Here is a 23539-nt window from a genome sequence, read left to right on the forward strand (position 1 = left end):
AACTCTCTATGAAAAGGATAAAAAACAAAATTTTCCATTCTCAATACCTACAGTTTTTTTATCTTTGTATTGTACAAAAGTAATTATTACTCGTCAATTATAAAAGTATATCTGAAATCGAATATGCGAAAAAAATTTGCGAGTTTTATAAAAGTTTCTAATTTTACAGAACAACAAAAAGTTATAGTAATGAAAAAATTAATAGCAGTATTTGCATTAGTCTTATCTAGTGCCTTGACATTCGCTCAAAGTGGTCCAAAAATTCAGTTCGCTGCTGAAAACAACACCATCGATTACGGAACGGTAGTAAGAGGGAATGACGATGGATTACGTACATTCGAATTCACAAACACAGGAGATCAACCGTTAATTATCACAAACGTGCGTTCTACATGTGGATGTACAGTTCCTTCAAAACCAACAGAGCCAGTTATGCCAGGTAAAAAAGGAAAAATCGATGTGAAATACAACATGAGCATCGGAAGAATTAGCCGTACAATCACAGTTGAATCAAATGCAGTAAACTACGAAAACGGTACAGTGCCTTTGAGAATAAAAGGTGAAGTTGTAGAAAAGTAATTCTACTCAACATAAAAAAAGCCACTCAATGAGTGGCTTTTTTTATGCTTATTTTCTAAATTCTTGATTATTAGTAATGGCTTGTGTAAAAAACTCTACTCCTTTTACTTCCACTTTTGCATCAAAACCTCTTACGTGTTTGGCATGGTGAATATCCGAACCAACGAAGTCAATTAAACCATTAGACAAAAGAAAATTTGCTGCTTCTAGTACGTGTTTACCATAGTATCCCGTCACAGAAAGCAGATTCATTTGAAAGTAGCATCCTGCTTTTTTAAGTTTTTTATACATCGCTGTATTCTGATGATAAAAATTATAGCGTTCTGGATGTGCAAGTACAATATCATATCCGCTTGATTTCAACTGAAAAAGGATATCCATCAATTGAATGGGAGGATTCATATAAGACATCTCGACCAAAACATAATCGTTTTTTAAAGTCAAAAGGTCTTTATTTTCAATATGAGGCAACAAGGTTTCGTCCATCATATATTCAGAAGCTACCCGAAGTGAAATATCCGATGATTCTTTCGGCAGTTCTTCTTGTACTTTTTGGTACTGATTTAAAATTCCTTCTCTTGTATTTTCCCAAACTAAAGGTGTCGTATGTGGAGTGGCAATGGCTTGTTTAAAACCTAAATCTCGCATCGATGTAATAATCATGCGGGTATCGTCAATCGTCTGAGCACCATCGTCAATTCCGTAAATTAAATGAGAGTGTATATCCACATAATCATCCGGAATCAAATCTTTTAAAATGGGTTTAGATTTAAAAAAAGAAAACATAGTTTACTATTTATTCTTCCCTCTATTTTGTAAAACAGTTTTAAATTCTAAAAATAAAGTTGCTAGAGTTAATAGGTACAAAGGTAATGTTATTATTAACTTTTCTGAATAAAAATTCAATACAAAGTAGAAAATTAACAATATTACAACAGTAATGGCTAATTTTGACTTAATATTATTCAACTTTTTAACAAACGGGGTAAAAATAAACAAAGGATTACATAAAAAAACTACATTATTCAACAATATTTCCTTGTGTAGAGAATAAAATCCTACTAGTAAAAAAAACAATCCAAAACCCCCCATTAGTACAAAATACACAGATCGAATGGTTTTATTAAAGCATAAAACGAACAAGAGAAGTGTCATTACAGAAGCAAACCAATAGGTATTCCACCAAACATAAGCAGCGGTTGGTTGAGCTTGAAAGACAGTTATTTCTTCTTTTACTAAAGGTTGAGTACCATTCATTGAATGTGATAATCCCAATTGAAATTTATCGGGTAAAAACAAAAGTGTAGATGGATGATCTACTTTATATCCAAAAATTAGATTAATCCCCAATTTTTCAAAATAACGATCCTTTAAATAAGTATTTAAAATGGCACGATACGTTGTTGTATTGCCTTCTACTGCAGTTTCCACTGGTGTGGGTAAAACTTCATTGAGCACGTCTACTACCTTAGTTGTACAATTTTGGTCAATAAATTTGTAGATATAAGAGCGTTTGTCTTCGGCTAAAGATTCATTTAATTTTTGCCAAATACTTTGTTTTTGTTCTTGTGACAGGTTTAATTCTTGTTCAATAACGGAGCGATTATCATACGCGTAGTTCATCACAAAACTCCTGTAGTCTTCATAATCAACAAAGTAGAGTAAATCACCTTTTACAAACTTGGCATAAAAGTTTGGTGTTCTAAAATTAAACAGTCCATAATTATACACGCGATCTATTCCTTCCGCAGGATCATATACTCGAATGGCAGTATGCCCAAAAAGAGAGTACAATTGATCTCCAGTTCCACAGGTTAAAACGCTGATTTGTGCTTTATCTGATAGCGTTCGTTGAGCAGCATAACCACAGTTTACTTGCAAGGCAAAAAAAGCAACAAGCAACGCAAATATCTTTTTCATGTTTTATTTTCTAAAAATTCCTAAATCTAACTTTAATGAGAACACATTGGAGTAAATAGCAGCACTTTGGTCTCCTATATCCGTTAAAGCATAATCAACTTGAATTCCTTTATAATGAAAACCAACGCCAATATTGGGTTGGAATTCCATTTTTTCGGTATTGTCCATTTGTCTATTGTTTTGGAAGTTTCCGACACCGCCACGTACAAAGACTAAATTAGCATAACCAAATTCCACACCTAAAGAAGGAGTCATACTCATTGATCCGCTAGAGATCATTGCATTGGTTTCTGCAAATTCAACATGTAGAGCAAATGCTGCTAACAAATTTAAATCGCGAGTAAGTTGCATGTTTTTTGACACTCCCATTTGCAGTTTAGGCAAGGTAATCTCAGTCGTTTCAGGTAGTTCTTGATTCATTCCTTCAATCGCTCCCTGTATCTTACTATACTCTTTTTTATTGATGCTCCACATATTATACGTGGTTGTAATATCTCTTGCCATTACTCCAAACATCCATTCGGATTTGGTTTTATACTGCACACCTGCATCGAAGCCAAATCCCCAAGAATTTGCAAATTTTCCGATCACACGTCTGACTACTTTTGCATTAACCCCATAGGTAAGTCCTTCAATAGGAGTTCGACGAGCATAAGAAAGGACAAAAGCATAATCTGCAGCAGAAAACAAACTAATACGGTTGTAATCGATATTTCCATGCTGATCAATAAGCTCTGTCGTATTCATAATATCATCCACACCGAATCGAATAACAGAAAAACCCAATGCGCTCTTTTCATCCAAAGGCATCGCAAAGGCTCCATAATCATATTGGGCAATATTAGCGAAATAACTGGCGTGCATCAGGGCGACTTGCTGATCTTCCAATCGCATCAATCCTGCGGGATTCCAATATACCGCATTCACATCTGAGGTTGATGCCACTACACTATTTGCCATCCCCATAGACACAGCATCTACCCCTATATTTAAAAACTCATTGGAATATTTTCGCGCTTTTTGACCATAAGAGGCAAATCCGACGCAAAGTAGTACTGTACATAATGTTAGCTTTTTCACAAACCTCCTTTTAATATTCATACAAAGTTGTAAAAATAGTAAAAAACTAAAAGGCGATGAAGATATTATTATTTGTAAGTTTATGATACCTTTGTCTAAGGTAATAACATCTGTTTTTATTCAAGAGATAAAAACTCAAATAAGATTTACATGAAAAAACACATTCCGAATTTCATTACTTTATTAAACCTAGCATCAGGACTAATAGCTTGTATCTACGCCTTTGACGACAATATCCACATGGCCTTTTTATGGGTTTGTATTGGTATTTTCTTTGACTATTGGGACGGATTTTTGGCTCGCATTCTCCATGTAAAAAGTGAATTAGGACTTCAATTGGATTCACTTGCTGATATGGTAACGAGTGGTGTTGTTCCTGGACTGATCATCTACAAACAGTTAGCTAATATTCAGGAAACACAAGGTCCATACAACCTTACACCTGAGACATTTTATATGGCTATTGTTCCGTATTTAGGTTTTCTAATCACCTTAGGAGCTGCCTACCGCTTAGCTAAATTTAATATTGATACCAGACAAACGGATTCTTTCATCGGATTACCTACACCAGGAAATGCGCTATTTATCTTGAGTTTGCCCTTAATCGTGAGCACAACAGATTCTGAAGCTATTATTTCCTTTTTGAGTAATCCATATGTATTAGTAATCATTAGCGTTTTAAGTGCTTATATTATGAACGCTGAATTACCTTTATTTTCGCTAAAAATTAATCCTAAGAACTTAGGTGCATATAAATTGCAATTAGGGTTTGTATTGGCTTCGATTATCTTGCTAGTGACTCTACACTACTTAGCAATTCCAATTATCATTTTGCTTTATATTTTACTTTCAATAGTTAAAAATGTAACTGCCAAAAAAGAAATAGCTTAACATAAAAAAGGTCAGCAAATGCTGACCTTTTTTATTTCTATCTAGTTATCTTCTTACCAATCTCTCCACTCTTCTGTGATATCTTCATCACATTTGCCATAGCCTTTTTCGCAATTCACTCGGATTAAAATCGTTGCAATTATATCTCTTTCTGAAGTAGAAATCAACTCCAAATCACACTTTTGATTTAATGCATTGAACTTTTCTACTGTCGTTTGGACAATAAGCAACCCTTTTTCTTTTGAAGTAGATTTTTCCATCTGTTCAAAATATTCATCCAAGATAACACCTACCTGATTGACATCTTCTTCTGAATAAGGGCAATCCGCCATTTTTTGATAGGCTAGCATTCCTTTTTTTAAGTTTGTTATTTCCTTTTGATACGGAATACCTAACTCGTATTCCACATTCTCATTTGCCTTGTAATCGATTTTTTCTTGCTTTTTATTACAAGCACAAGCAAAGATCAAAAAAGCAATCACAAATCCTACTATTACAACGCTGTATCTCGTCATGTTTATAGCTTAATTATTATATCTGCCAGAACACCGAAAACGACAATAAGTATTTGAAAGGTTATGACCCCTAGTAAATAACTAAAAAATCCTTTCCAATAACTACGTCTCGTTCCGCCGTAAAATCTACCAATAGCCCAACCTACATAAAAGAACAGCACCACTGCAGTTATAAACTCATTGAGTAAAATAGCTTTGGGAAATACAAAATTCAACGCCACTTGGAGTGTGTACAACAACATCCCCTCAGCCATTATTAAACTCGTCACGACAAAAGTTTCATACGTATTATACTTGTGTTCATTAAACAAAAGCCGAGTCCAAAAAGTAATAGGTACTAACATCAACAAATTGGCATATCCATAATTTTGCTGTACCCAAAAGGACAATTTAAAAATATAGGAATCGCCATACATTGTTTTCATCATTCCAGTATGAATAAGATCAGATTTGAAGTAATGGCCAACTACAGTATAAATTAAAGATGTCAGGATAAGAAAGGTAATGGGTTGGGTAATTCGCTGTCGATCTTCATCGAGATATTGGCGAATAACTTTTCCTGGACGGAGGGCTAATGCTATAACGGTATATACAAATCCTTTTTCGTATCCGGTGAGTTTCATCAACTCCTGAATAGCATATTTACGATCTATGCGCTCAATACTAAGAGATTGCCCACAATTAGAGCAAAATTTACCAGATTCTTCTAAATTACAACTTAAACAATGTGCCATATTATGGTAAGTTGCGTTGTTTAAGTTCCTTTTCAAGAATTTTATGGTCTTGTTTACTTTTCAATAAAATAAAAACAAAAAACAGAGGGAAAAAAGTAAAAAATCCCATACCCTTTTTATAGGTACTAAAAATGGCTACACCTACAAACACACCAATCATTACGGCATTTATTAGGGCATACGTTTTCGCTTTTTTTTCTTTTTGGATTAACGCTTCATCCGTTAATTCTTTTAGTTCTTGTTCGGTCATAAGGTTGAGTTAGTATAGCGCGTTTTTTTTATTCTACTTCATCCACACAAAAAAGACGAATAACATAAAAAATCATATTTGCTTTGTTCAAATGTATAAAAAAAACACAAACAGATGAATAACTGAACGATGAAGGATTTTAAAAAATGAGGTAAAAAAAAAAGTAACCTTTCGGTTACTTCTTTTTCACTAAAGGATGATTTAACCCCTTTACATTATTATTGATGACTTCGTACGTTTTTAAATGCTTAAACATTTCGGTTAAATTTCTAAAACCATAATCACGCGAGTCAAAACTTGGGTCTAGTTTACGCAGATTATTACCCACGGTTGAAATATATGCTTCTACTTCTTCATCGACAGACATATCAAAAGCGCGATCAATGAGACGCATCTCCTTTTTGGTAATTGTACGTGTGTCGTTATCATCCTCTTCATCGACAACCTGTTTCTTTTCTTGATTAACCGTTTTTCCTTCTTTTACAGGTTTAGGCATTAGAGTTTCACAATACGTAAAAATCTCACATGATTGCACAAAAGCATTAGGTGTCTTCTTTTCGCCTATTCCCATCACAAAGATTCCTTCTTCTCGAATTCGCTTAGCCAATCCTGTATAATCACTATCACTTGAAACAATACAAAATCCATCGACCATCTTGGCGTGTAAAATATCCATTGCATCTATTATGAGCGAACTATCCGTAGAATTTTTTCCAGAAGTGTAATTGAACTTTTGAATCGGCGAAAAAGACAAATCATTTAAGAGATCTTTCCAACTGTTCATTTGTGGTGTTGTCCAATCGCCATAGATACGACGAATAGTTACCTTTCCATATTTGGAAACTTCAGCTAATATATTTTCTAATAATTTGGCTTGTGCGTTATCTCCATCAACGAGTATCGCTATATTGTTATTATTTTTTTCCATTTTTCTTTAGTATTCATACTCAAGTAGGGAAAATACGAAAAAAAAGTTCAAAAATAGCGATTTTAATCTTTTTTTAGCACTGTTAAGGTGTTTGTTTTTGCACGACCCACTTACCTACTTTTGGGGCTTCATATGCTTCCATTTGCTGTAATAAATCGTCTAGATTGTCCGATACAATAACCATTTTTTTATTTTCTTCTTTTAAAAATCCCTGATGAACCATAGTATCCATCATTTGCAACAGCGGATTATAAAAACCGTCCACATTAAATAACGCAATGGGTTTTTTATGTAATCCCAGTTGCCCCCATGTCAATACTTCAAAAAACTCTTCTAACGTACCATATCCACCAGGTAATGCGATTATTCCGTCAGATAACTCGTCCATCTTTGCTTTGCGCTCATGCATTGTATCAACAAAAAACAACGAAGTAAGTCCTTGGTGTCCTAACTCTACATCAGCTAAAAAATGAGGTAACACCCCAATTACTTCTCCATTGTTTGCCAAGGCTCCATCAGCGATAGCTCCCATCAATCCAACTTTAGCGCCTCCATAGACTACTCCGATATTACGCTGAGCTAATACCGCTCCTAAAGCGGTTGCACTTTTCATATATTCTTGTTTACTTCCTGCACTTGATCCACAAAAAACAGTATATCTCATAAAATTTATATTTTTTCTAAATAACAAATAAACACCTGAAAATCAGTAAAATACAATAAAAATATTTGATTGCTTAATTTTTTTTACTCCTTATCTTGTAACAAAAGTAACGATTCTCAGTCTATTAGGTAAGACAAAAAACTTAATTCAACTAATCAAATGAATTCAAAACTATCTTTATTGTTTTTTCTACTCTCTCTATGTGGCGTTTACGCTCAGAGTTCAGTAAAACTAACGGGACGTGTACTTGACAAAAATCTCAATGAAGCCGTTCCATACGCTACCATTACGCTTAAAAAAGGAGATGCTGTTATTACGGGTGGAATGACTACCGATAACGGTACATTTACGATTACAGCAGCAGCTGATACTTACGATTTAGATATTCAATTTATTGGTTACAAACCGTATCATAAAGAAATTGCTATCAAATCAGCAACTGATTTAGGAACTATTTATTTAGAGGCAGAAGCAACAACTTTAGCGGATGTTACTATTGTTGCAGAGCGATCTACTATTGAACAAAAAATTGACCGAAAAGTAATTACTGTTGGTAAAGATTTAACTACAGTAGGAGCTACAGCATCGGATATTATGAATAATATTCCTTCTGTAAATGTAGATAAAGACGGGAAAATTTCTTTAAGAGGGAACGAAAATGTGAGAATCTTGTTGGATGGAAGACCAACAAATATGTCTGCAGAGCAATTGTTAAAACAAATTCCTTCTACCTCAATTAAGAGCATTGAATTAATCACAAACCCCAGCGCCAAATACAATCCAGAAGGAATGTCGGGAATCATCAATATCGTGTTACACAAAAACACAGCTGATGGATTTAATGGTTCTGTAGATAGTGGGGTTACTATTGCAAAAAATATCCAATCAACGACTTCACTTAACTTAAACTACAGACAAGGAAAATTAAACTTCTTTGGTAATGCAAGTTATTCTGATGGTAAATCGAAAAATAACGGAGATATGTTTCGCGAAGACTTATTGTCTCCAACAACGATCGACATGTTGAATAATAATAAAAATATCCTATACAAAGTAGGGGTTGATTATTATATAAATGACAATAATACGCTTTCATTTTACACAAATCAAAGTACAAATAAAAGCGATATGGGTTTGAAAACGTCAACAATTTACCCTGATCAATCTTTTGATAATATTTTTCAAAATACAAACTACAACAACAAAAACACGTTTAGCACTTATAACTTAGCTTACAAGCATTTATTTGCTAAAAAAGGGCACACACTAGATGTTGAAGTAAACCACAACATCAATAAATCGGATATGGATGGAGATTACCTAACAAAACTAGGAACTGCTAGTGATTTGTTGTATCAAGATGGAAATGACGATAAAAACACATTATCTACAGTAAACATTGATTATGTAAATCCATTAAACGACCACACCAAATTAGAATTAGGTGCTGAGGCTAGAATTTCTAGAGCAGATAATAATTTCAACTCTAACAATCCTTTAATTCCGGTAAATCAAACGACAATTGCCAATAAATACGATCAAGATATTTTCTCTGCTTATGCTACTTTTGGTCAGACTTTAGGTAAGTTCAACTACCAAATTGGAACGAGAGTTGAGAGCTACAAAGTAGACTCTAAACTAGATGGTACATCTACATTTAAAGATGATTATGTAACGCTTTACCCTTCCGTTTACTTAGGATATAACTTAACGGAAAGCGATATGTTCAACGTAAGTTACAGCCGTCGTGTAGATCGTCCTGGGGTAAGACAAACCAATCCAGTTCGTCAGTTTTCTACTCCATTAATGACAATGGTTGGAAACCCTGAGCTAAAACCACAATTTACAAACTCAGTGGAATTAAACTATACGCGTTTATTCGCTAAAAGAAGTAGCATTACCGCTGGAGTATACTATAGACGTATCAATCACGAAATCAATCACGTGATTTACGACGATCCAGAAAACGACAATCCAAATGCGTTGTTAATGACGTTTGATAACTACAAATCAAATGATGCTTATGGTTTTGAAGTTTCAGCCAACATTATTGTTACGCCTTGGTGGGATATGCAACCTGCAATTGATTTTTCTAGTATTAAACAAACAGGGTTTGTTTCTCAGTTAGATGCTACAGGAGCTATGCAAACTGTATTGCGTGATATCACTGCAAATGCTTTTAATGCACGTTTAAACAGTAATTTCAAAGCAACAAAGAATTTGCGTTTCAATTTATTCGGTTTCTATAGAGGTGCTGTAGATGGAATCACTTCAGATGCAAAAGAAATGTACAAAATAGACGCTGGAGCTCGTTATGCTTTAATGGATAACAAACTAGGTATTAGCGTTAGATTTAACGACATTTTCAATACCATGTCTTACAAATACGAAACTAAATATCCTTATCCTTCAAAAGGTGAATTCACTTGGGAAAGTCAATCCGTATACATTGGTGTAAACTATACCTTTGGTGGAGGAAAAGGACGTTCATTACAAAGAAAGTATAGAGATACCAACACAAAACAAAGTGGTGGATCAGGAGGATTATTCTAAATCTATACCTAGACTTCAATTATTGCGAAAAAGGATACCCGAAAAGGTGTCCTTTTTTTGTTGCCTTTTGTTTGTTGCCTTTCGTTTGTTGTCCTACTAATAACCGGTAACAGTTTACCTTTCACAACAAAGGGGACAACAAGCGCAGAAAGCTATTTTTCAAACGATGCCATTTAGAGCGTTTATTCCAGCGATCTAATTCTAGTTTAATTGCATTTTTACAATCTTCTTCAAACATCGCTCGCATCTGATTGGCAAAATCCATATCGTAGAGTACAACATTAACTTCAAAATTGAGATCAAAGCTACGATGGTCTAAGTTACAGGTCCCTACTGAACTAATACCCGAATCAGTCACCCAAGTTTTGGCATGAATAAATCCTTTTTTATACAGGTAGATTTCAACACCAGATTCTAACAATTCTTGAAAATAAGATTCCGAAGCTAACTTGACTGTAAGAGAATCGGTTATACCAGGTAATAACAGCTTTACTCTTTTTCCGCTAAGTACGGCCATTTTAATAGCTAACTGCAGAGATTCATCCGGAATATAATAAGGCGTTGTAATACAAATTTCACGATCCGCAGCTTGGATGGCTTGTAAGACGCTAAAGAGAATAGATGGCACATCTGAGTCTGGTCCGGACGCAATTACCTGCAGAGGGAGTGTTTCTTGTTTCCCCATATTTATTTTAGGAAAATAATCGGCTGAGAAATTGATATTTTCTTTACTACAGAAATTCCAATCCGTTAAAAATACATGTTGCAATCCGTAAGCTCCACTTCCTTCAATTCGGATATGCGTATCTCGCCAAAAGAAGTCATTTTCTCCTTTTCTGCTGTTGTCATAGCGATCGGATATATTAATCCCTCCGGTATAAGCTACTTGCCCATCAATAACCACTATTTTACGGTGATTGCGGTAATTTAATCGATTGGCTAGGGCTAACAGTATAATTTTATTAAACGCGAAAGCTTGAACGCCATTTGCGCGTAAATCTTTGACTATGTTTTTGCGGATACTTCTACTGCCAAAATCGTCATAGATAAAACGAACCTCTACTCCTTCTTTTGCCTTCTGAATGAGCAATGCAGCAATCTCTTTTCCGATCTCATTATTTTCGTAGATATAATATTCAATATGAATATGGTGCTTCGCCTTTTTGAGATCCTCCAATAAACGAGGAAAGAATTCCTCTCCATTTTGTAGGAGTTCTACGTGATTATCTACCAACAGAGGTCCCTCTCCGACGATAGCATTGGATAGTAGATCAACAAAAGATCGGTGTTTATCAACAATAGGATGTCCTTGTTGTTTGAGATCCAAATGAATTTCTTGAATTCGCTTATTAAAGCGATCCGCGTAATTATCGTTAGCGATTAATTTCTTAGAATACATTTTTCTTCGGCGATAATTAATGCCGAAAGAGAAATAGAACACAATACCAAAAATAGGTACGAAGAAAACGAGTAATAGATAGGCTAAGGTTTTGGAAATAGAATCCGTATCATATATAATTCGGATTGAAACGAGAATTGCAATAATAAAATAGACTAATTCCCAATAAATAACCCATTCTGATTCAAAAAGCAATGCTATCATAATTTGAATTATTGCGCCATGAAACAATGTCAATTGTCATTTAAACGAAATCTAAATTTACGCATTCTTTAAATAGGAAAGAATATAAATAAAAAAAGCTTCCTATGTGATAGGAAGCTTTTGAGCCGATGGAGGGACTCGAACCCACGACCTGCTGATTACAAATCAGCTGCTCTAGCCAGCTGAGCTACACCGGCAATTTAAATTGCCTTACAAGACTTTTGAAAAAATTTGAGCCGATGGAGGGACTCGAACCCACGACCTGCTGATTACAAATCAGCTGCTCTAGCCAGCTGAGCTACACCGGCGACTCAAATTGCCTTGCAATATTTAATCTTCAAATTTGAGCCGATGGAGGGACTCGAACCCACGACCTGCTGATTACAAATCAGCTGCTCTAGCCAGCTGAGCTACACCGGCGACTCAAATTGCCTTGCAATACTTAATCTTCAAAATTTGAGCCGATGGAGGGACTCGAACCCACGACCTGCTGATTACAAATCAGCTGCTCTAGCCAGCTGAGCTACACCGGCGACTCAAAATCGTCTTGCAATATTTAATCTTCAAAATTGGAGCCGATGGAGGGACTCGAACCCACGACCTGCTGATTACAAATCAGCTGCTCTAGCCAGCTGAGCTACACCGGCGACTCATTTTGCGAGTGCAAATATAACACGCTTTTTCAATCTTCCAACTGATTTAGCGTGTTTTTTTCGCTTTATTTTAATTACAAGTTGTTAATTTTTTCAACTAATTGACCTGCAATGTTTTCCAATTTTACAAAAACGCCTTTAAAATGAGCTTTTTTATTTTCAACTCCTTTAGCATTGATGTCAACGATCAATTCATCGAATCCTGTTAATGCTTCTTCGATTAATGCTGATGTCTCTTCTGTAGGTCCTCCTACTGTCAATTCATGGATATAAATTGCCTCAATGATGTCTCCTAATACTTGGTGTACATCTTTTTTTAATCCTCTTACACTTGCCATAATAATTTATTTAAAATTTAAACAAAAGTACAATTATCTTTACTATATCGTCGGTCTAATCGATATATATTTCTAACAATGTTGCCTGACCAATGGCAACTAGCTTTTTCACTGAAGCGGGAATCAACACGGTTTCTCCTTGTTTGATTTCGCAAGTCAGGTTATTAATTTGAAGCTCACACGCCCCTTCTGTACACACATAAAGGTAAAAGCGATCTAAAGGCTTCTCTATTTCGTATCGTTCTGCTAAGGGGATGAAATTGACAGTAAAAAATGGACAACACACCAAGGGATTTGCTTTGTTTTCCAGTTTATCATACGTAAGTACTACCTGTTTTTTCTCGTAATTAATGGCTTTTAACGCCAAATCTACATGTAATTCTCTTGTTTGTCCTTCACTATCCATCCTATCCCAATCGTATACGCGATAAGTAATATCAGATGTTTGCTGAATTTCAGCGAGTAATACGCCTCCGCCAATGGCGTGAACCGTTCCTGTTTGTATAAAAAAAGCATCTCCTTTTTTTACGGGAATCTCATTTAAAATAGAAGGAAGTGTTTTGGCACTCAGATGTTGTAAGTAATCCTCTTGCGTGACTCCCTCTTTAAAGTCGACAACAACTCTAGCTTCAGGATCTGCCTGCATGACATACCACATTTCTGTTTTACCTAATGAGTTGTGTCTTTCCTTTGCCAATTCATCATTGGGATGTAACTGAATAGACAAGTCTTCCTTGGCGTCTAAAAACTTAAACAGCAGGGGAAACTGATACCCAAATGTTGTTACAATAGAAGACCCTAAAACATCCATTGGATAAGTTTTAATCAGTTCTTCTAAGCTTTGTCCTTTATAACAACCATTTGAAACAAGACTAACATTTTCTGGAACATTTGAAATTTCCCAACTTTCTCCAACGGAATCAGAAATCTGCTGTTTACCTAAAACAGTATGCAATTTCTTCCCTCCCCAAATTCTATCTTTTAGGATGGGTTCGAACATCATTGGATATGGTATAAAACTCATAGGCTTAACTTCTTCCTCATTTTGCGATAGTCTATCCATAGGTTTATCGCTTAAAACAAGACGCAAATGTACAACTTTTAATGGATTCTATGCATGTTAAATCCCCTCCCCTTTAAAAGTTACAAAGTTTCTAGAAGTTTCATACAAAACCACCTCCAAATCTTTGTCTTTTTCAATAAAAGGCCTCAATTTTTGCCAAATTACTACAGCTATATACTCAGCTGTAGGAATGAGATGTTTAAATTCTTTCACATCTAAGTTTAGGTTTTTATGATCAAACGCCTCTTCAATCTCTGCTTTGATCAAATCTGAAAGTATTTTAAGATCCATGACAAACCCTGTTTCCGGATCTACTTCTCCAGTTACATTGACGATTAATTCGTAATTATGTCCATGAAAATTAGGATTATTGCACTTGCCAAACACAGCCTGATTCTTTTCGTCCGACCAATCGGAACGATGCAATCGATGTGCTGCATTAAAATGTGCTTTTCGGCTTACTGTTAATCTCATGCTGTTTTATTTTTTATGCGCTTCGATGTGGGGATAAAATTTGGCAAATATGATTTTAAACCATGCTGTATAAAGGTGCGGATTTACTTCCATATCATTTTTCACCTCTTCAATACCCATCCATTTCCAAGCTTCTACTTCTTCAGGGTTAATAATAGGTTCGTCATTGTAATACCCAATCATCACATGGTCAAATTCATGTTCTGTTAGTCCGTTGTCAAACGGTGCTTTATAGATAAAATGAAAAACGTCTTTCAAGGCTACCTCAAATCCCATTTCTTCTCTCAAACGGCGTTTCCCTGCTTCAATATTCGTTTCTCCAACTCTCTGATGACTACAACAAGTGTTTGCCCATAACAACGGTGAATGATACTTCTGTGCAGCACGTTGTTGTAACATAATCTCATTTTTATCATTCAAAATAAACACGGAAAATGCACGGTGCAACAAAGCTTTTTCATGGGCTTCTTGTTTACCCATGGTACCTACTTGTTCATCTTGCTCGTTAACTAAAATCACTTGCTCTTCAATCATACCTAGTGTTACTTTTATTTTACTTCCAAAAGTACAAAAAACAAAATAGTAAACCAATGACGAAAAAGAGTTTAAAGACCTCCCTAAACTACTTCTTCTTTTAAAGATCTTTTCGTTTACGTTTTAGGTCCGATACAATTTAGTTACCTTTGAGGTTTTACACTAGTCATGGAGAGATTAATTAAACTTATTTGGGATTTTCGCGGTCCTGATGCTGAAAGAATAGCAGAGCATCACGTGATTCACTTGCGTGAATATGTGGCTTTAGAAAAACTTCCTTTAACACTTATGGATAAAGAGGTCATCAATGAATTTCACGCTATTGCTTATTTGGTAGTCAATGATCAACAAATGAGAGCATTGAGAGACACTTTAAAACCGCATCGCGGTGAAGTATATGAACAATAAAAAAAATGCCTATACAATTGTATAGGCATTTTTTTTATTTCATAGGCTTAATTTGCTTCCTTGGTAATAAATTGGATGCGCATTAATCGCAATTCATCCGTATCATATTCACCATCAAATTCTGCCATTGCTGTTTTAATATTATCCGATTCAGAATCCATGAAGTAATCGTAAATTTCTTCTTGTTGCTCTTCATCCAGCACTTCATCCAGCCAATAATCGATATTTAATTTTGTTCCAGAATAGACAATCTGTTCCATTTCTTTCAATAGAGCATCCATATCCAGTCCTTTTGCTTTCGCAATATCATCTAAAGAGAGCTTTCTGTCCACACTTTGTATAATATACAACTTCAACGCTGAATTTGCCCCAGTAGATTTCACGACTAGATCATCTGGTCTGATGATGTCATTTTCTTCGACATAGTTCTTAATTACATCGACAAAATCTTTTCCGAATTTTTTAGCCTTTCCATCGCTCACTCCGATGATATTAGCCATTTCTTCCAGTGTAATAGGATACTTCAAGCACATTTCTTCTAATGAGGGATCTTGAAATACTACAAATGGAGGAACTCCTGCTTTTTTGGCCACTTTTTTACGCAGATCTTTTAATAAATTAATCAACACTTGATCAATTATCACTTCTGCTTTTGGAGTATCACTTTCAACAACCGAATCGCCTTCTGCATATTCGTGATCTTCAGTCATCATAAAAGAAACCGGATGCTCCATAAAGTGTTCGCCCATTTCTGTCAGCTTCAATACACCGTAAGACTCAATGTCTTTTTTGAGGTATCCCGCCACATTTGCTTGGCGAATTAGCGCCAACCAAAAACGTTCATCTTGATGTTTTCCTATTCCAAAAAAAGGTTGTGTATCCGTTTTATTTACTTTCAAGAGTGCGTTTAACTTACCTAACAAGATAAACACAATCTCTTTGGTCTTGTATACTTGTTTGGTTTCTCCGATGATCTTCAACACTTTCTGAAGGTCTTCTTTTGCTTCACTCTTTTTCTTAGGATTTCTAACATTGTCATCCATGTCTGCTCCATCTCCATGCACTTCATCAAATTCCTCTCCAAAATAATGGAGTAAAAATTTACGTCTAGACATAGAGGTTTCAGCATAGGCTACTACTTCTTGCAATAGCGCTATTCCTATTTCTTGCTCGGCAATTGGCTTACCTGCCATAAATTTTTCGAGCTTTTCGATATCTTTATATGAATAATAGGCCAAACAATATCCTTCTCCTCCATCTCGTCCAGCTCGTCCAGTTTCTTGATAATAGCTTTCTAGAGACTTAGGAATATCGTGATGAATAACATAACGCACATCTGGTTTATCAATCCCCATTCCAAAGGCGATAGTAGCTACCACAACATCTACATCTTCCATTAAAAACATGTCTTGATGTTTAGCTCTCGTCTTTGCATCTAACCCCGCATGATAAGGTACAGCACTAATACCGTTTACTTGCAAAACATTGGAGATCTCCTCTACTTTCTTTCTGCTTAAACAGTAAATCACACCCGATTTACCTTTGCGTTGCTTGATAAAGCGAATAATATCACTTTCTATATTTTTCGTTTTGGGTTTTACTTCATAATATAGATTGGGTCTATTAAATGAAGCTTTGAAAACATTAGCATTTGGGATCTCTAAGTTTTTCAGAATATCTTCCTGTACTTTTGGAGTAGCTGTAGCAGTTAAACCAATAATAGGAATATCGCCTAATTGTCGGATAATATTCCTTAAATTTCTATATTCGGGTCTAAAATCGTGTCCCCATTCGGAAATACAATGCGCCTCATCAATCGCAACAAACGATAGTTTTACTTCTTGAAGAAAATTCACATATTCTTCTTTTGTCAATGATTCTGGGGCTACATATAACAGTTTTGTTATTCCTTGTTTAATATCTTCTTTCACCTGATTTACTTCTGTTTTGGTCAAAGAAGAGTTTAAAACATGGGCAATTCCTTGCTCAGTTGACAAGCTGCGAATAGCATCAACTTGATTTTTCATCAGAGCGATCAACGGAGAGACAACGATAGCAGTACCGTCTAAAACCAATGCAGGTAATTGATAGCAAAGTGATTTACCACCACCTGTAGGCATAATCACAAATGTATTGTGCCCGGAGATAATACTTTTCACCACGTCTTCTTGAAGACCCTTAAACTGAGAAAAGCCAAAAAATCTCTTTAACTCTTTGTGCAAGTCAATTTCAATTGATTTCATTATTTTTGTATGGTATTTTACATAAATTTGCAGTACCTAAAGATAATAATTTTCTTTGGTGCAATCCTAATATTTAACATTCTCGTCATTTTGAATACATCTACAACTATATTACAGCGAGCAAAACAAACTTTACTATCTGAAAGTGAAAGCATTAAAAAGCTTATCGATTATTTAACGGAAGACTTCTCGGCGGCTGTACAAACCATCTTGGCTTGTAAAGGGCGTGTAGTAGTTACAGGGATTGGTAAAAGTGCGTTAATCGGCAGCAAAATTGTTGCAACCTTCAACTCCACTGGAACTCCTTCGCTTTTTATGCATGCATCAGAAGCTGTTCACGGAGACTTAGGTTTACTTCAACCCAATGATTGCGTTATTTGTATCTCGAATAGTGGAAATAGTCCCGAAATAAAAGTATTGACTCCTCTACTAAAGCGCTTTGGCAATACGCTCATCGCAATCACGGCCAATGAACAATCTTTTTTAGGAAAAAACGCCGATTACGTTTTACTTTCTAAAGTAGATCGCGAATCAGATCCGAATAATTTAGCTCCAATGGATAGCACCACTGCGCAACTAGTCTTAGGTGACGCATTAGCCGCTTGTTTAATCGAATGCAGAAATTTCACTGCCAATGATTTTGCTCTTTATCACCCAGGAGGTGCCTTAGGTAAGAAATTACTCCTTTTGGTTCAAGACATCTTAAACAACGAAAACAAACCTATGGTACGTCCGGATTCTTCAATTAAAGAAGTAATCGTAGAAATTTCTCAGAAGCGTTTAGGAGTGACTGCCGTTATAGATCAAAACAAGTTGATTGGTATTATTACAGATGGAGATTTACGTCGAATGTTGCAAAACAACACTAGTTTTGAGAATATTCAAGCTAAAGATATCATGAGTATCAACCCTAAAACGATTGAATCTGACCAGCTTGTTTCCAAAGCCTTATCTGCGTTAGAAGACAATTCAATCACACAGTTAATTGTTACAAACAAAGGCGAATACCAAGGTATTATCCATTTACACGATATTTTAAAAGAAGGAATAGTATAACCAATGGCAAAACAAAAAAACTCAGAAAAGGCAATGTCCTTTTTAGACCATTTAGAAGAATTAAGATGGCTTTTAATACGCTCTTCTGTTTTCATTTTAGGAGGAGGTATTGTAGCTTTCTTTTTCAGAGATTTCATTTTTAATCAAATTATCTTCGGTCCTAAAAATAGCGATTTCATTACCTATCAATTCTTTTGTAAAATCGCACAAAAATTTAATTTTGACGATAGTTTTTGTCAACAAGAACTTCCATTCGAAATTCAAAATAGAACCATGGATGGGCAATTCTCTGTGATGATGTGGACGTGCATTACTGCAGGTTTTATCATTTCAGTTCCTTTTATCTTACGAGAAATCTGGAAATTTATTAGCCCAGCCCTCTATACGAAAGAAAAAAAATACGCCAAATTCTTTATTATTGTTTCGTCATTTTTATTCTTTTTAGGTGTTTTATTCGGTTATTATGTAATCACTCCCTTATCGATTAACTTTTTAGTTAACCTACAAGTGAGTGATATCGTAAAGAATGATATTGATATCAATTCGTATATCGGCTTAGTGAAGACAACGTCATTAGCCTGTGGTCTTATTTTTGAACTACCTATTATCATGTATTTCTTATCCGTACTAGGCTTAGTAACTCCACAATTCTTAAGAGAATACAGAAAATATGCAATTGTTTTAATTCTAATTTTGGCAGCGATTATCACACCTCCAGATGTAATAAGCCAAATTATCGTATCGATCCCTTTATTAATTCTGTATGAAATTAGTATTTATATCTCTAAATTTGTTCAGAAGAAACCTAAAACAGAAGCTTTAGAAGCGCATAAAAAGGACTAATCATGAAATTAAGAGCAGACAATATTGTCAAGATATACAAGAAAAGGAAAGTCGTAAAAGGAGTTTCTGTTGAAGTAAATCAAGGAGAAATTGTAGGTCTATTAGGCCCCAATGGAGCGGGAAAGACAACGTCATTTTACATGATAGTTGGTTTAGTAAAGCCCAATCTAGGTCATATTTATTTAGACAATATGGATATCACCAATTTCCCGATGTACAAACGAGGACAACATGGTATTGGATATCTTGCACAAGAGCCATCCGTATTTAGAAAGCTCAGCATTGAAGATAATATTCTCAGTGTTTTACAGTTGACTAAATTGTCGAAGCAAGAACAAGTTGCAAAGATGGAATCGTTAATTGCTGAATTCAATTTAGAACACATTCGAACGAATCGTGGAGATCTACTTTCAGGAGGAGAACGTCGAAGAACAGAAATTGCTCGTGCATTAGCTACTGATCCAAAGTTCATTTTATTAGATGAACCATTCGCAGGTGTTGACCCTGTAGCAGTAGAGGACATTCAACGTATTGTAGCCAAATTAAAAAACAAAAACATTGGCATTTTAATTACGGATCACAACGTACAGGAAACACTAGCCATTACAGATAAAACCTACTTAATGTTTGAAGGAGGAATTTTGAAAGCCGGAATTCCAGAAGAACTTGCAGAAGACGAAATGGTTAGAAAAGTATATTTAGGTCAAAACTTTGAATTACGTAAAAAGAAATTAGAGTTTGATTAGATAAATTGTAAAAAAACTGATTTCAGCACTCTTTTACTTTAATTTGTAAAATATTGCTACTTTTACTTTTATTCGACTCAACAAAGTTCTATTTTTGAAAAAAAATTAACAATGAAATTAAGAAGCTTTTTTGTAGTGCTTTTGGTAGCAACTACTGTGTTTTTCTCTTCTTGTGCCTCAAGAGAATCGGTAGTATATTACCAAAATGTAGAGGATGTTTTAGCGAAAGACAATACAGTAAAACAATTTGAGACGTATTTACAACCCGATGATTTATTAATGATTATCGTTTCTGCTCAAGACAGAGAGGCTGCCGAACCCTTCAATTTAATCAACACTATGGTGACTAACTTGAACAACCAAGCGGGTGTAGGGTCTGCTCAACAGCAACTTTACTTAGTGGACAATAAAGGAAATATTGAATTTCCTGTTCTAGGTACTGTAAAAGTTAGTGGATTAACGAAAAAACAAGCCACAGACTATTTAACAAGTGAAATTAGCAAATATATCATTCGCCCTATTGTAAACATGAGAATCATGAATTTCAAAATTACAGTACAAGGTGAGGTGAACCGTCCTGGTATTCACACTATTGTAAGCGAACGCCTAACGCTATCTGATGCTATTGCTCTTTCTGGTGACTTGACTGTTTACGGTAAAAGAAACAACGTCTTAGTTATCCGCGAAGTAGAAGGCAAACGCATTCCGTATCGTGTTGACATGACAAAAGCTGATTTCATAACTTCCCCTTATTACTATTTGAATCAAAATGACATTGTATACGTAGAACCAAACAAAACAAAGATTAACTCATCTGTAGTTGGTCCAAACTTGAGTTTAGGTATCTCTGCGTTGTCCCTATTAGTAACTATAATCGCATTAGCAGCTAAATAATAGAAATGGAAGGAAAATTCGAAAATAACGAAAATACGAATATCAATATTCGAGAAGAATTAGAAAAGTATCTTATACATTGGAGATGGTTTGTTGTAAGTATTTTTCTTACACTAGTTCTTGCTTTTATCTACCTTCGTTATACAGAAAAAACCTATAAGGTTAACACAACCATTGTAGTAAAAGACGAAAAACGAGGTGGCGGTATTTCTACTGAGCTCTCTGCTTTTGCTGATTTAGGTATGCTTTCAGGAGGTAAGAGTAACGTTGAAAATGAGACTCAGATCTTATCTTCACGTACCTTAGCTGAACGAACAGTACGTCGTTTACAATTAAACATTACTTATATCAATGAAGGTCGCTTAATCAACAGTGAACTTTATAACAATAGCCCGATAGATTTTAATTTTATCGAACGCGTTTTTGACTTTGACAATATTACGTATACCTTCTATGCAAAAGACATTACAGAAACGTCTTTTACACTTTTAGATAAAGACAAAGTTAACTTAGGAACCTTTGGATACAATACCACAATTGAAACGGTCTTAGGTAAATTGGTGGTTACAAAAAATCAACCAAAACAAACTCCAACATTAAAAAAATTAAACTTAGAGCAAGTAGACCCAGAGGAAAGTGAAGAAATCAAGAATATTATTATTGAAATTACTCCTATTGAGAAAGTTACAGATTACTTTGTAAAAAACGTACAAATCTCTCCTACGGATAAATTTTCTAGTATTTTAGATTTATCGCTTCTTAGTCCTACACCAGCAAAAGCAGCTGATTATTTAGATAATTTAATTACTCTTTACAACGATGCTGCTGTTGCAGATAAACGCTATATATCAGAAAAGACATCTGAATTTATCGATAGCCGTTTAAAGCTTATTACAGATGAATTAAGCGATGTTGAGAAATCAGTTGAAGGTTATAAATCTAGAAATAGCATTACAGACATTCCTACTGAATTAGGTCTGTTTTTACAAGATGCTAACGTTTATGACAAGCAAATTATAGAGAATGAAACGGAATTAAAAGTAGTTTCTTCTTTGATTGAATTTTTAAGAAACAGCAAGCAAAATGAGCTTTTACCAAACTTGATTTCTTCGGATGCCAATGTTAATGCTCAGATAAACCAATACAATATGTTGGTTCTAGATCGCAATCGTATTAGTTCGAGTTCGACAGATTTGAACCCTACTGTAGTAAAATATGACGATCAGATTTCTGCTATGCGTACTTCAGTTGCTGGTAGCTTATCTCGTTTAGAAAGTTCATTAAAAATTACAAAGAAAGAATTAGCAAGTAAAGAAAACGAATTGCGTTCTAAACTATCTCAAGTACCTAGACAAGAACGCGAGTTTAGAATCATTGATAGACAGCAAAAAGTAAAAGAAGCAATCTACTTATACTTATTCCAAAAAAGAGAAGAAACTGCAATTACATTAGCAGCAACGGATCTTAATGCAAAAGTAATTGACACTGCAAAAAGTTCAGACAAACCTGTTTCTCCTAAAAAAATGATTGTTTTATTAGCAGCGTTAATTTTAGGTGGTTTGATTCCTTTTGCTATCATTTATTTGCGTTTATTACTTGATACAAAAGTTAAGAATAGACTAGATATTGAAAACAATACGAATGTACCTTTCTTAGGAGATATCCCGCATTCGGATGATAATGAAAACATCATTGACTTATCAAGTCGTTCAAGTTCTGCAGAAGCGTTGCGTATCATACGCACAAACTTGGAGTTCATGCTTGGAAACGTGAAAGAAGGAATGGCAAAAACCATTTTCTTAACTTCTACATTCCCGAAAGAAGGAAAGACATTTACTTCTGTAAATTTAGCAGCGACAATCGCTCTTTCTGGAAAACGCACTCTTTTAATTGGGATGGACTTGCGTAATCCTAGATTGGATGATTACTTAACATTACCTTCTAAAGGAGTTTCTGATTACCTATTGAGAAAGAATGTCGACATCGATCAATTCATTGTCAAAATTGACGGATATGAGAATCTCTTTGCTCTACCAGCAGGAACAATTCCGCCAAACCCAGCAGAGTTATTGATGGGTGATGCCATTGATGCGATGTTTGCGAAGCTGAAAAAAGAGTATGACTACATCATTGTAGATACAGCACCAGTAAGTTTAGTAACAGATACCTTATTAATCAGTAAGTTCTCTGATACATTCATTTATGTAACAAGAGCGAATTACTTAGATAAACGCATGTTAAAACTTCCAACAGATTTACACCGCGAAGGCAAGTTGAAAAACATGTCTATTATCTTAAACGACACCATGACAATGAAAGGATATGGTGGTTATGGATACGGGTACGGATATGGGTATGGTTATGGACACGATGTTCAACAAGATAATCGCCCTTGGTGGAAAAAACTATTAAACCTAAAGTAACAGAATAAAAGCAAAAGGCTGACATTGTACAATGTCAGCCTTTTTACTAATATTACTTTTTTACTCGTCCAAAAATAACAATAAAGCAATATTACTTATACATTTTATAAACTTAACAATTCTACTGTTATATCCCTGAATTAGCGC

23 protein-coding genes and 5 tRNA genes are annotated in these 23539 nt (G+C 35.0%); 9 read left to right on the forward strand and 19 right to left on the reverse strand.

Annotated elements, in window-relative coordinates:
• Positions 1-189: 189 nt before the first annotated feature.
• Positions 190-579, forward strand: coding sequence for a DUF1573 domain-containing protein (locus H4K33_RS06925; protein ID WP_182647738.1), 390 nt, complete (start codon positions 190-192; stop codon positions 577-579).
• A gap of 48 nt (positions 580-627) precedes the next feature.
• On the opposite strand, the gene H4K33_RS06930 is transcribed toward H4K33_RS06925, so the two are convergent.
• The 3 genes from H4K33_RS06930 to H4K33_RS06940 are packed head-to-tail and all read right to left on the reverse strand — an operon-like array spanning position 628 to position 3579.
• Positions 628-1365, reverse strand: coding sequence for a tyrosine-protein phosphatase (locus tag H4K33_RS06930; RefSeq protein ID WP_182647739.1), 738 nt, complete (start codon positions 1363-1365; stop codon positions 628-630).
• A gap of 6 nt (positions 1366-1371) precedes the next feature.
• A complete protein-coding gene (locus tag H4K33_RS06935) occupies positions 1372-2499 on the reverse strand; it encodes a DUF4105 domain-containing protein (RefSeq protein ID WP_182647740.1) in 1128 nt (375 codons plus the stop codon).
• 3 nt (positions 2500-2502) lie between these two features.
• Entirely contained in the window at positions 2503-3579 is a 1077-nt protein-coding gene (locus H4K33_RS06940) for a PorV/PorQ family protein (protein WP_182647741.1), read from the reverse strand.
• A 150-nt stretch (positions 3580-3729) separates the two neighbouring features.
• On the opposite strand from H4K33_RS06940, the gene H4K33_RS06945 reads away from it, so the two are divergent.
• Entirely contained in the window at positions 3730-4470 is a 741-nt protein-coding gene (locus H4K33_RS06945; RefSeq protein ID WP_182647742.1) for a phosphatidylcholine/phosphatidylserine synthase, read from the forward strand.
• Positions 4471-4523: 53 nt separating this feature from the next.
• Here H4K33_RS06945 and H4K33_RS06950 read toward each other — a convergent pair whose 3' ends face one another.
• From H4K33_RS06950 to H4K33_RS06970, 5 genes are all read right to left on the reverse strand, one after another.
• Positions 4524-4985: a hypothetical protein gene (locus H4K33_RS06950; protein WP_182647743.1), complete on the reverse strand. Its 462-nt coding sequence runs from the start codon at positions 4983-4985 to the stop codon at positions 4524-4526.
• Positions 4986-4987: 2 nt separating this feature from the next.
• A complete protein-coding gene (locus H4K33_RS06955; RefSeq protein WP_182647744.1) occupies positions 4988-5719 on the reverse strand; it encodes a DUF3667 domain-containing protein in 732 nt (243 codons plus the stop codon).
• Position 5720: 1 nt separating this feature from the next.
• Positions 5721-5969, reverse strand: a complete 249-nt coding sequence (locus H4K33_RS06960) for a hypothetical protein (RefSeq protein ID WP_182647745.1) — start codon at positions 5967-5969, stop codon at positions 5721-5723.
• 175 nt (positions 5970-6144) lie between these two features.
• Positions 6145-6897 (reverse strand): NYN domain-containing protein, encoded by a 753-nt coding sequence (locus tag H4K33_RS06965; RefSeq protein WP_182647746.1) that lies wholly within the window; start codon positions 6895-6897, stop codon positions 6145-6147.
• 82 nt (positions 6898-6979) lie between these two features.
• Positions 6980-7561 (reverse strand): TIGR00730 family Rossman fold protein, encoded by a 582-nt coding sequence (locus tag H4K33_RS06970; RefSeq protein ID WP_182647747.1) that lies wholly within the window; start codon positions 7559-7561, stop codon positions 6980-6982.
• 159 nt (positions 7562-7720) lie between these two features.
• On the opposite strand from H4K33_RS06970, the gene H4K33_RS06975 reads away from it, so the two are divergent.
• Positions 7721-10114 (forward strand): TonB-dependent receptor domain-containing protein, encoded by a 2394-nt coding sequence (locus H4K33_RS06975; protein WP_182647748.1) that lies wholly within the window; start codon positions 7721-7723, stop codon positions 10112-10114.
• Between the two features lie 121 nt (positions 10115-10235).
• On the opposite strand, the gene cls is transcribed toward H4K33_RS06975, so the two are convergent.
• The 10 genes from cls to idi form a co-directional block, all read right to left on the reverse strand.
• Positions 10236-11717: a cardiolipin synthase gene (gene cls / locus H4K33_RS06980; RefSeq protein ID WP_182647749.1), complete on the reverse strand. Its 1482-nt coding sequence runs from the start codon at positions 11715-11717 to the stop codon at positions 10236-10238.
• A 123-nt stretch (positions 11718-11840) separates the two neighbouring features.
• Positions 11841-11914, reverse strand: a tRNA-Thr gene (locus H4K33_RS06985).
• 37 nt (positions 11915-11951) lie between these two features.
• A tRNA-Thr gene (locus tag H4K33_RS06990) sits at positions 11952-12025 on the reverse strand.
• Between the two features lie 38 nt (positions 12026-12063).
• Positions 12064-12137: transfer RNA gene (locus H4K33_RS06995), tRNA-Thr, on the reverse strand.
• Between the two features lie 39 nt (positions 12138-12176).
• Positions 12177-12250, reverse strand: a tRNA-Thr gene (locus tag H4K33_RS07000).
• 37 nt (positions 12251-12287) lie between these two features.
• Positions 12288-12364, reverse strand: a tRNA-Thr gene (locus tag H4K33_RS07005).
• Between the two features lie 80 nt (positions 12365-12444).
• Positions 12445-12708 carry a hypothetical protein gene (locus H4K33_RS07010; RefSeq protein WP_182647750.1) on the reverse strand — a complete coding sequence of 88 codons (264 nt, stop codon included), beginning with the start codon at positions 12706-12708 and terminating at the stop codon, positions 12445-12447.
• A gap of 55 nt (positions 12709-12763) precedes the next feature.
• A complete protein-coding gene (locus H4K33_RS07015; RefSeq protein WP_182647868.1) occupies positions 12764-13732 on the reverse strand; it encodes a type I phosphomannose isomerase catalytic subunit in 969 nt (322 codons plus the stop codon).
• A 96-nt stretch (positions 13733-13828) separates the two neighbouring features.
• Positions 13829-14245, reverse strand: a complete 417-nt coding sequence (locus H4K33_RS07020; protein ID WP_182647751.1) for a 6-carboxytetrahydropterin synthase — start codon at positions 14243-14245, stop codon at positions 13829-13831.
• Positions 14246-14251: 6 nt separating this feature from the next.
• Entirely contained in the window at positions 14252-14779 is a 528-nt protein-coding gene (idi, locus tag H4K33_RS07025) for an isopentenyl-diphosphate Delta-isomerase (protein ID WP_182647752.1), read from the reverse strand.
• A gap of 168 nt (positions 14780-14947) precedes the next feature.
• Between idi and H4K33_RS07030 the strand changes: the two genes are divergently transcribed.
• Positions 14948-15187 (forward strand): hypothetical protein, encoded by a 240-nt coding sequence (locus H4K33_RS07030; RefSeq protein ID WP_182647753.1) that lies wholly within the window; start codon positions 14948-14950, stop codon positions 15185-15187.
• A gap of 47 nt (positions 15188-15234) precedes the next feature.
• Here H4K33_RS07030 and recQ read toward each other — a convergent pair whose 3' ends face one another.
• Positions 15235-17430, reverse strand: coding sequence for a DNA helicase RecQ (gene recQ, locus H4K33_RS07035; RefSeq protein WP_182647754.1), 2196 nt, complete (start codon positions 17428-17430; stop codon positions 15235-15237).
• Between the two features lie 90 nt (positions 17431-17520).
• On the opposite strand from recQ, the gene H4K33_RS07040 reads away from it, so the two are divergent.
• The 5 genes from H4K33_RS07040 to H4K33_RS07060 all read left to right on the forward strand — a co-directional run bounded on the left by H4K33_RS07040 (position 17521) and on the right by H4K33_RS07060 (position 23392).
• Complete coding sequence (locus tag H4K33_RS07040) at positions 17521-18486, forward strand: SIS domain-containing protein (protein WP_182647755.1); 966 nt, start codon at positions 17521-17523, stop codon at positions 18484-18486.
• Positions 18487-18489: 3 nt separating this feature from the next.
• Complete coding sequence (tatC, locus tag H4K33_RS07045; protein ID WP_182647756.1) at positions 18490-19329, forward strand: twin-arginine translocase subunit TatC; 840 nt, start codon at positions 18490-18492, stop codon at positions 19327-19329.
• Between the two features lie 2 nt (positions 19330-19331).
• On the forward strand, positions 19332-20075 hold the full coding sequence (gene lptB / locus H4K33_RS07050) for an LPS export ABC transporter ATP-binding protein (protein ID WP_182647757.1): 744 nt from the start codon (positions 19332-19334) through the stop codon (positions 20073-20075).
• A 111-nt stretch (positions 20076-20186) separates the two neighbouring features.
• Positions 20187-20969: a polysaccharide biosynthesis/export family protein gene (locus H4K33_RS07055; RefSeq protein ID WP_182647758.1), complete on the forward strand. Its 783-nt coding sequence runs from the start codon at positions 20187-20189 to the stop codon at positions 20967-20969.
• A gap of 5 nt (positions 20970-20974) precedes the next feature.
• Positions 20975-23392 carry a polysaccharide biosynthesis tyrosine autokinase gene (locus H4K33_RS07060; RefSeq protein WP_182647759.1) on the forward strand — a complete coding sequence of 806 codons (2418 nt, stop codon included), beginning with the start codon at positions 20975-20977 and terminating at the stop codon, positions 23390-23392.
• The last annotated feature ends 147 nt before the right edge of the window (positions 23393-23539 follow it).

The sequence above is a fragment of the Myroides sp. WP-1 genome, from assembly GCF_014145635.1.
Taxonomy (GTDB): domain Bacteria; phylum Bacteroidota; class Bacteroidia; order Flavobacteriales; family Flavobacteriaceae; genus Flavobacterium.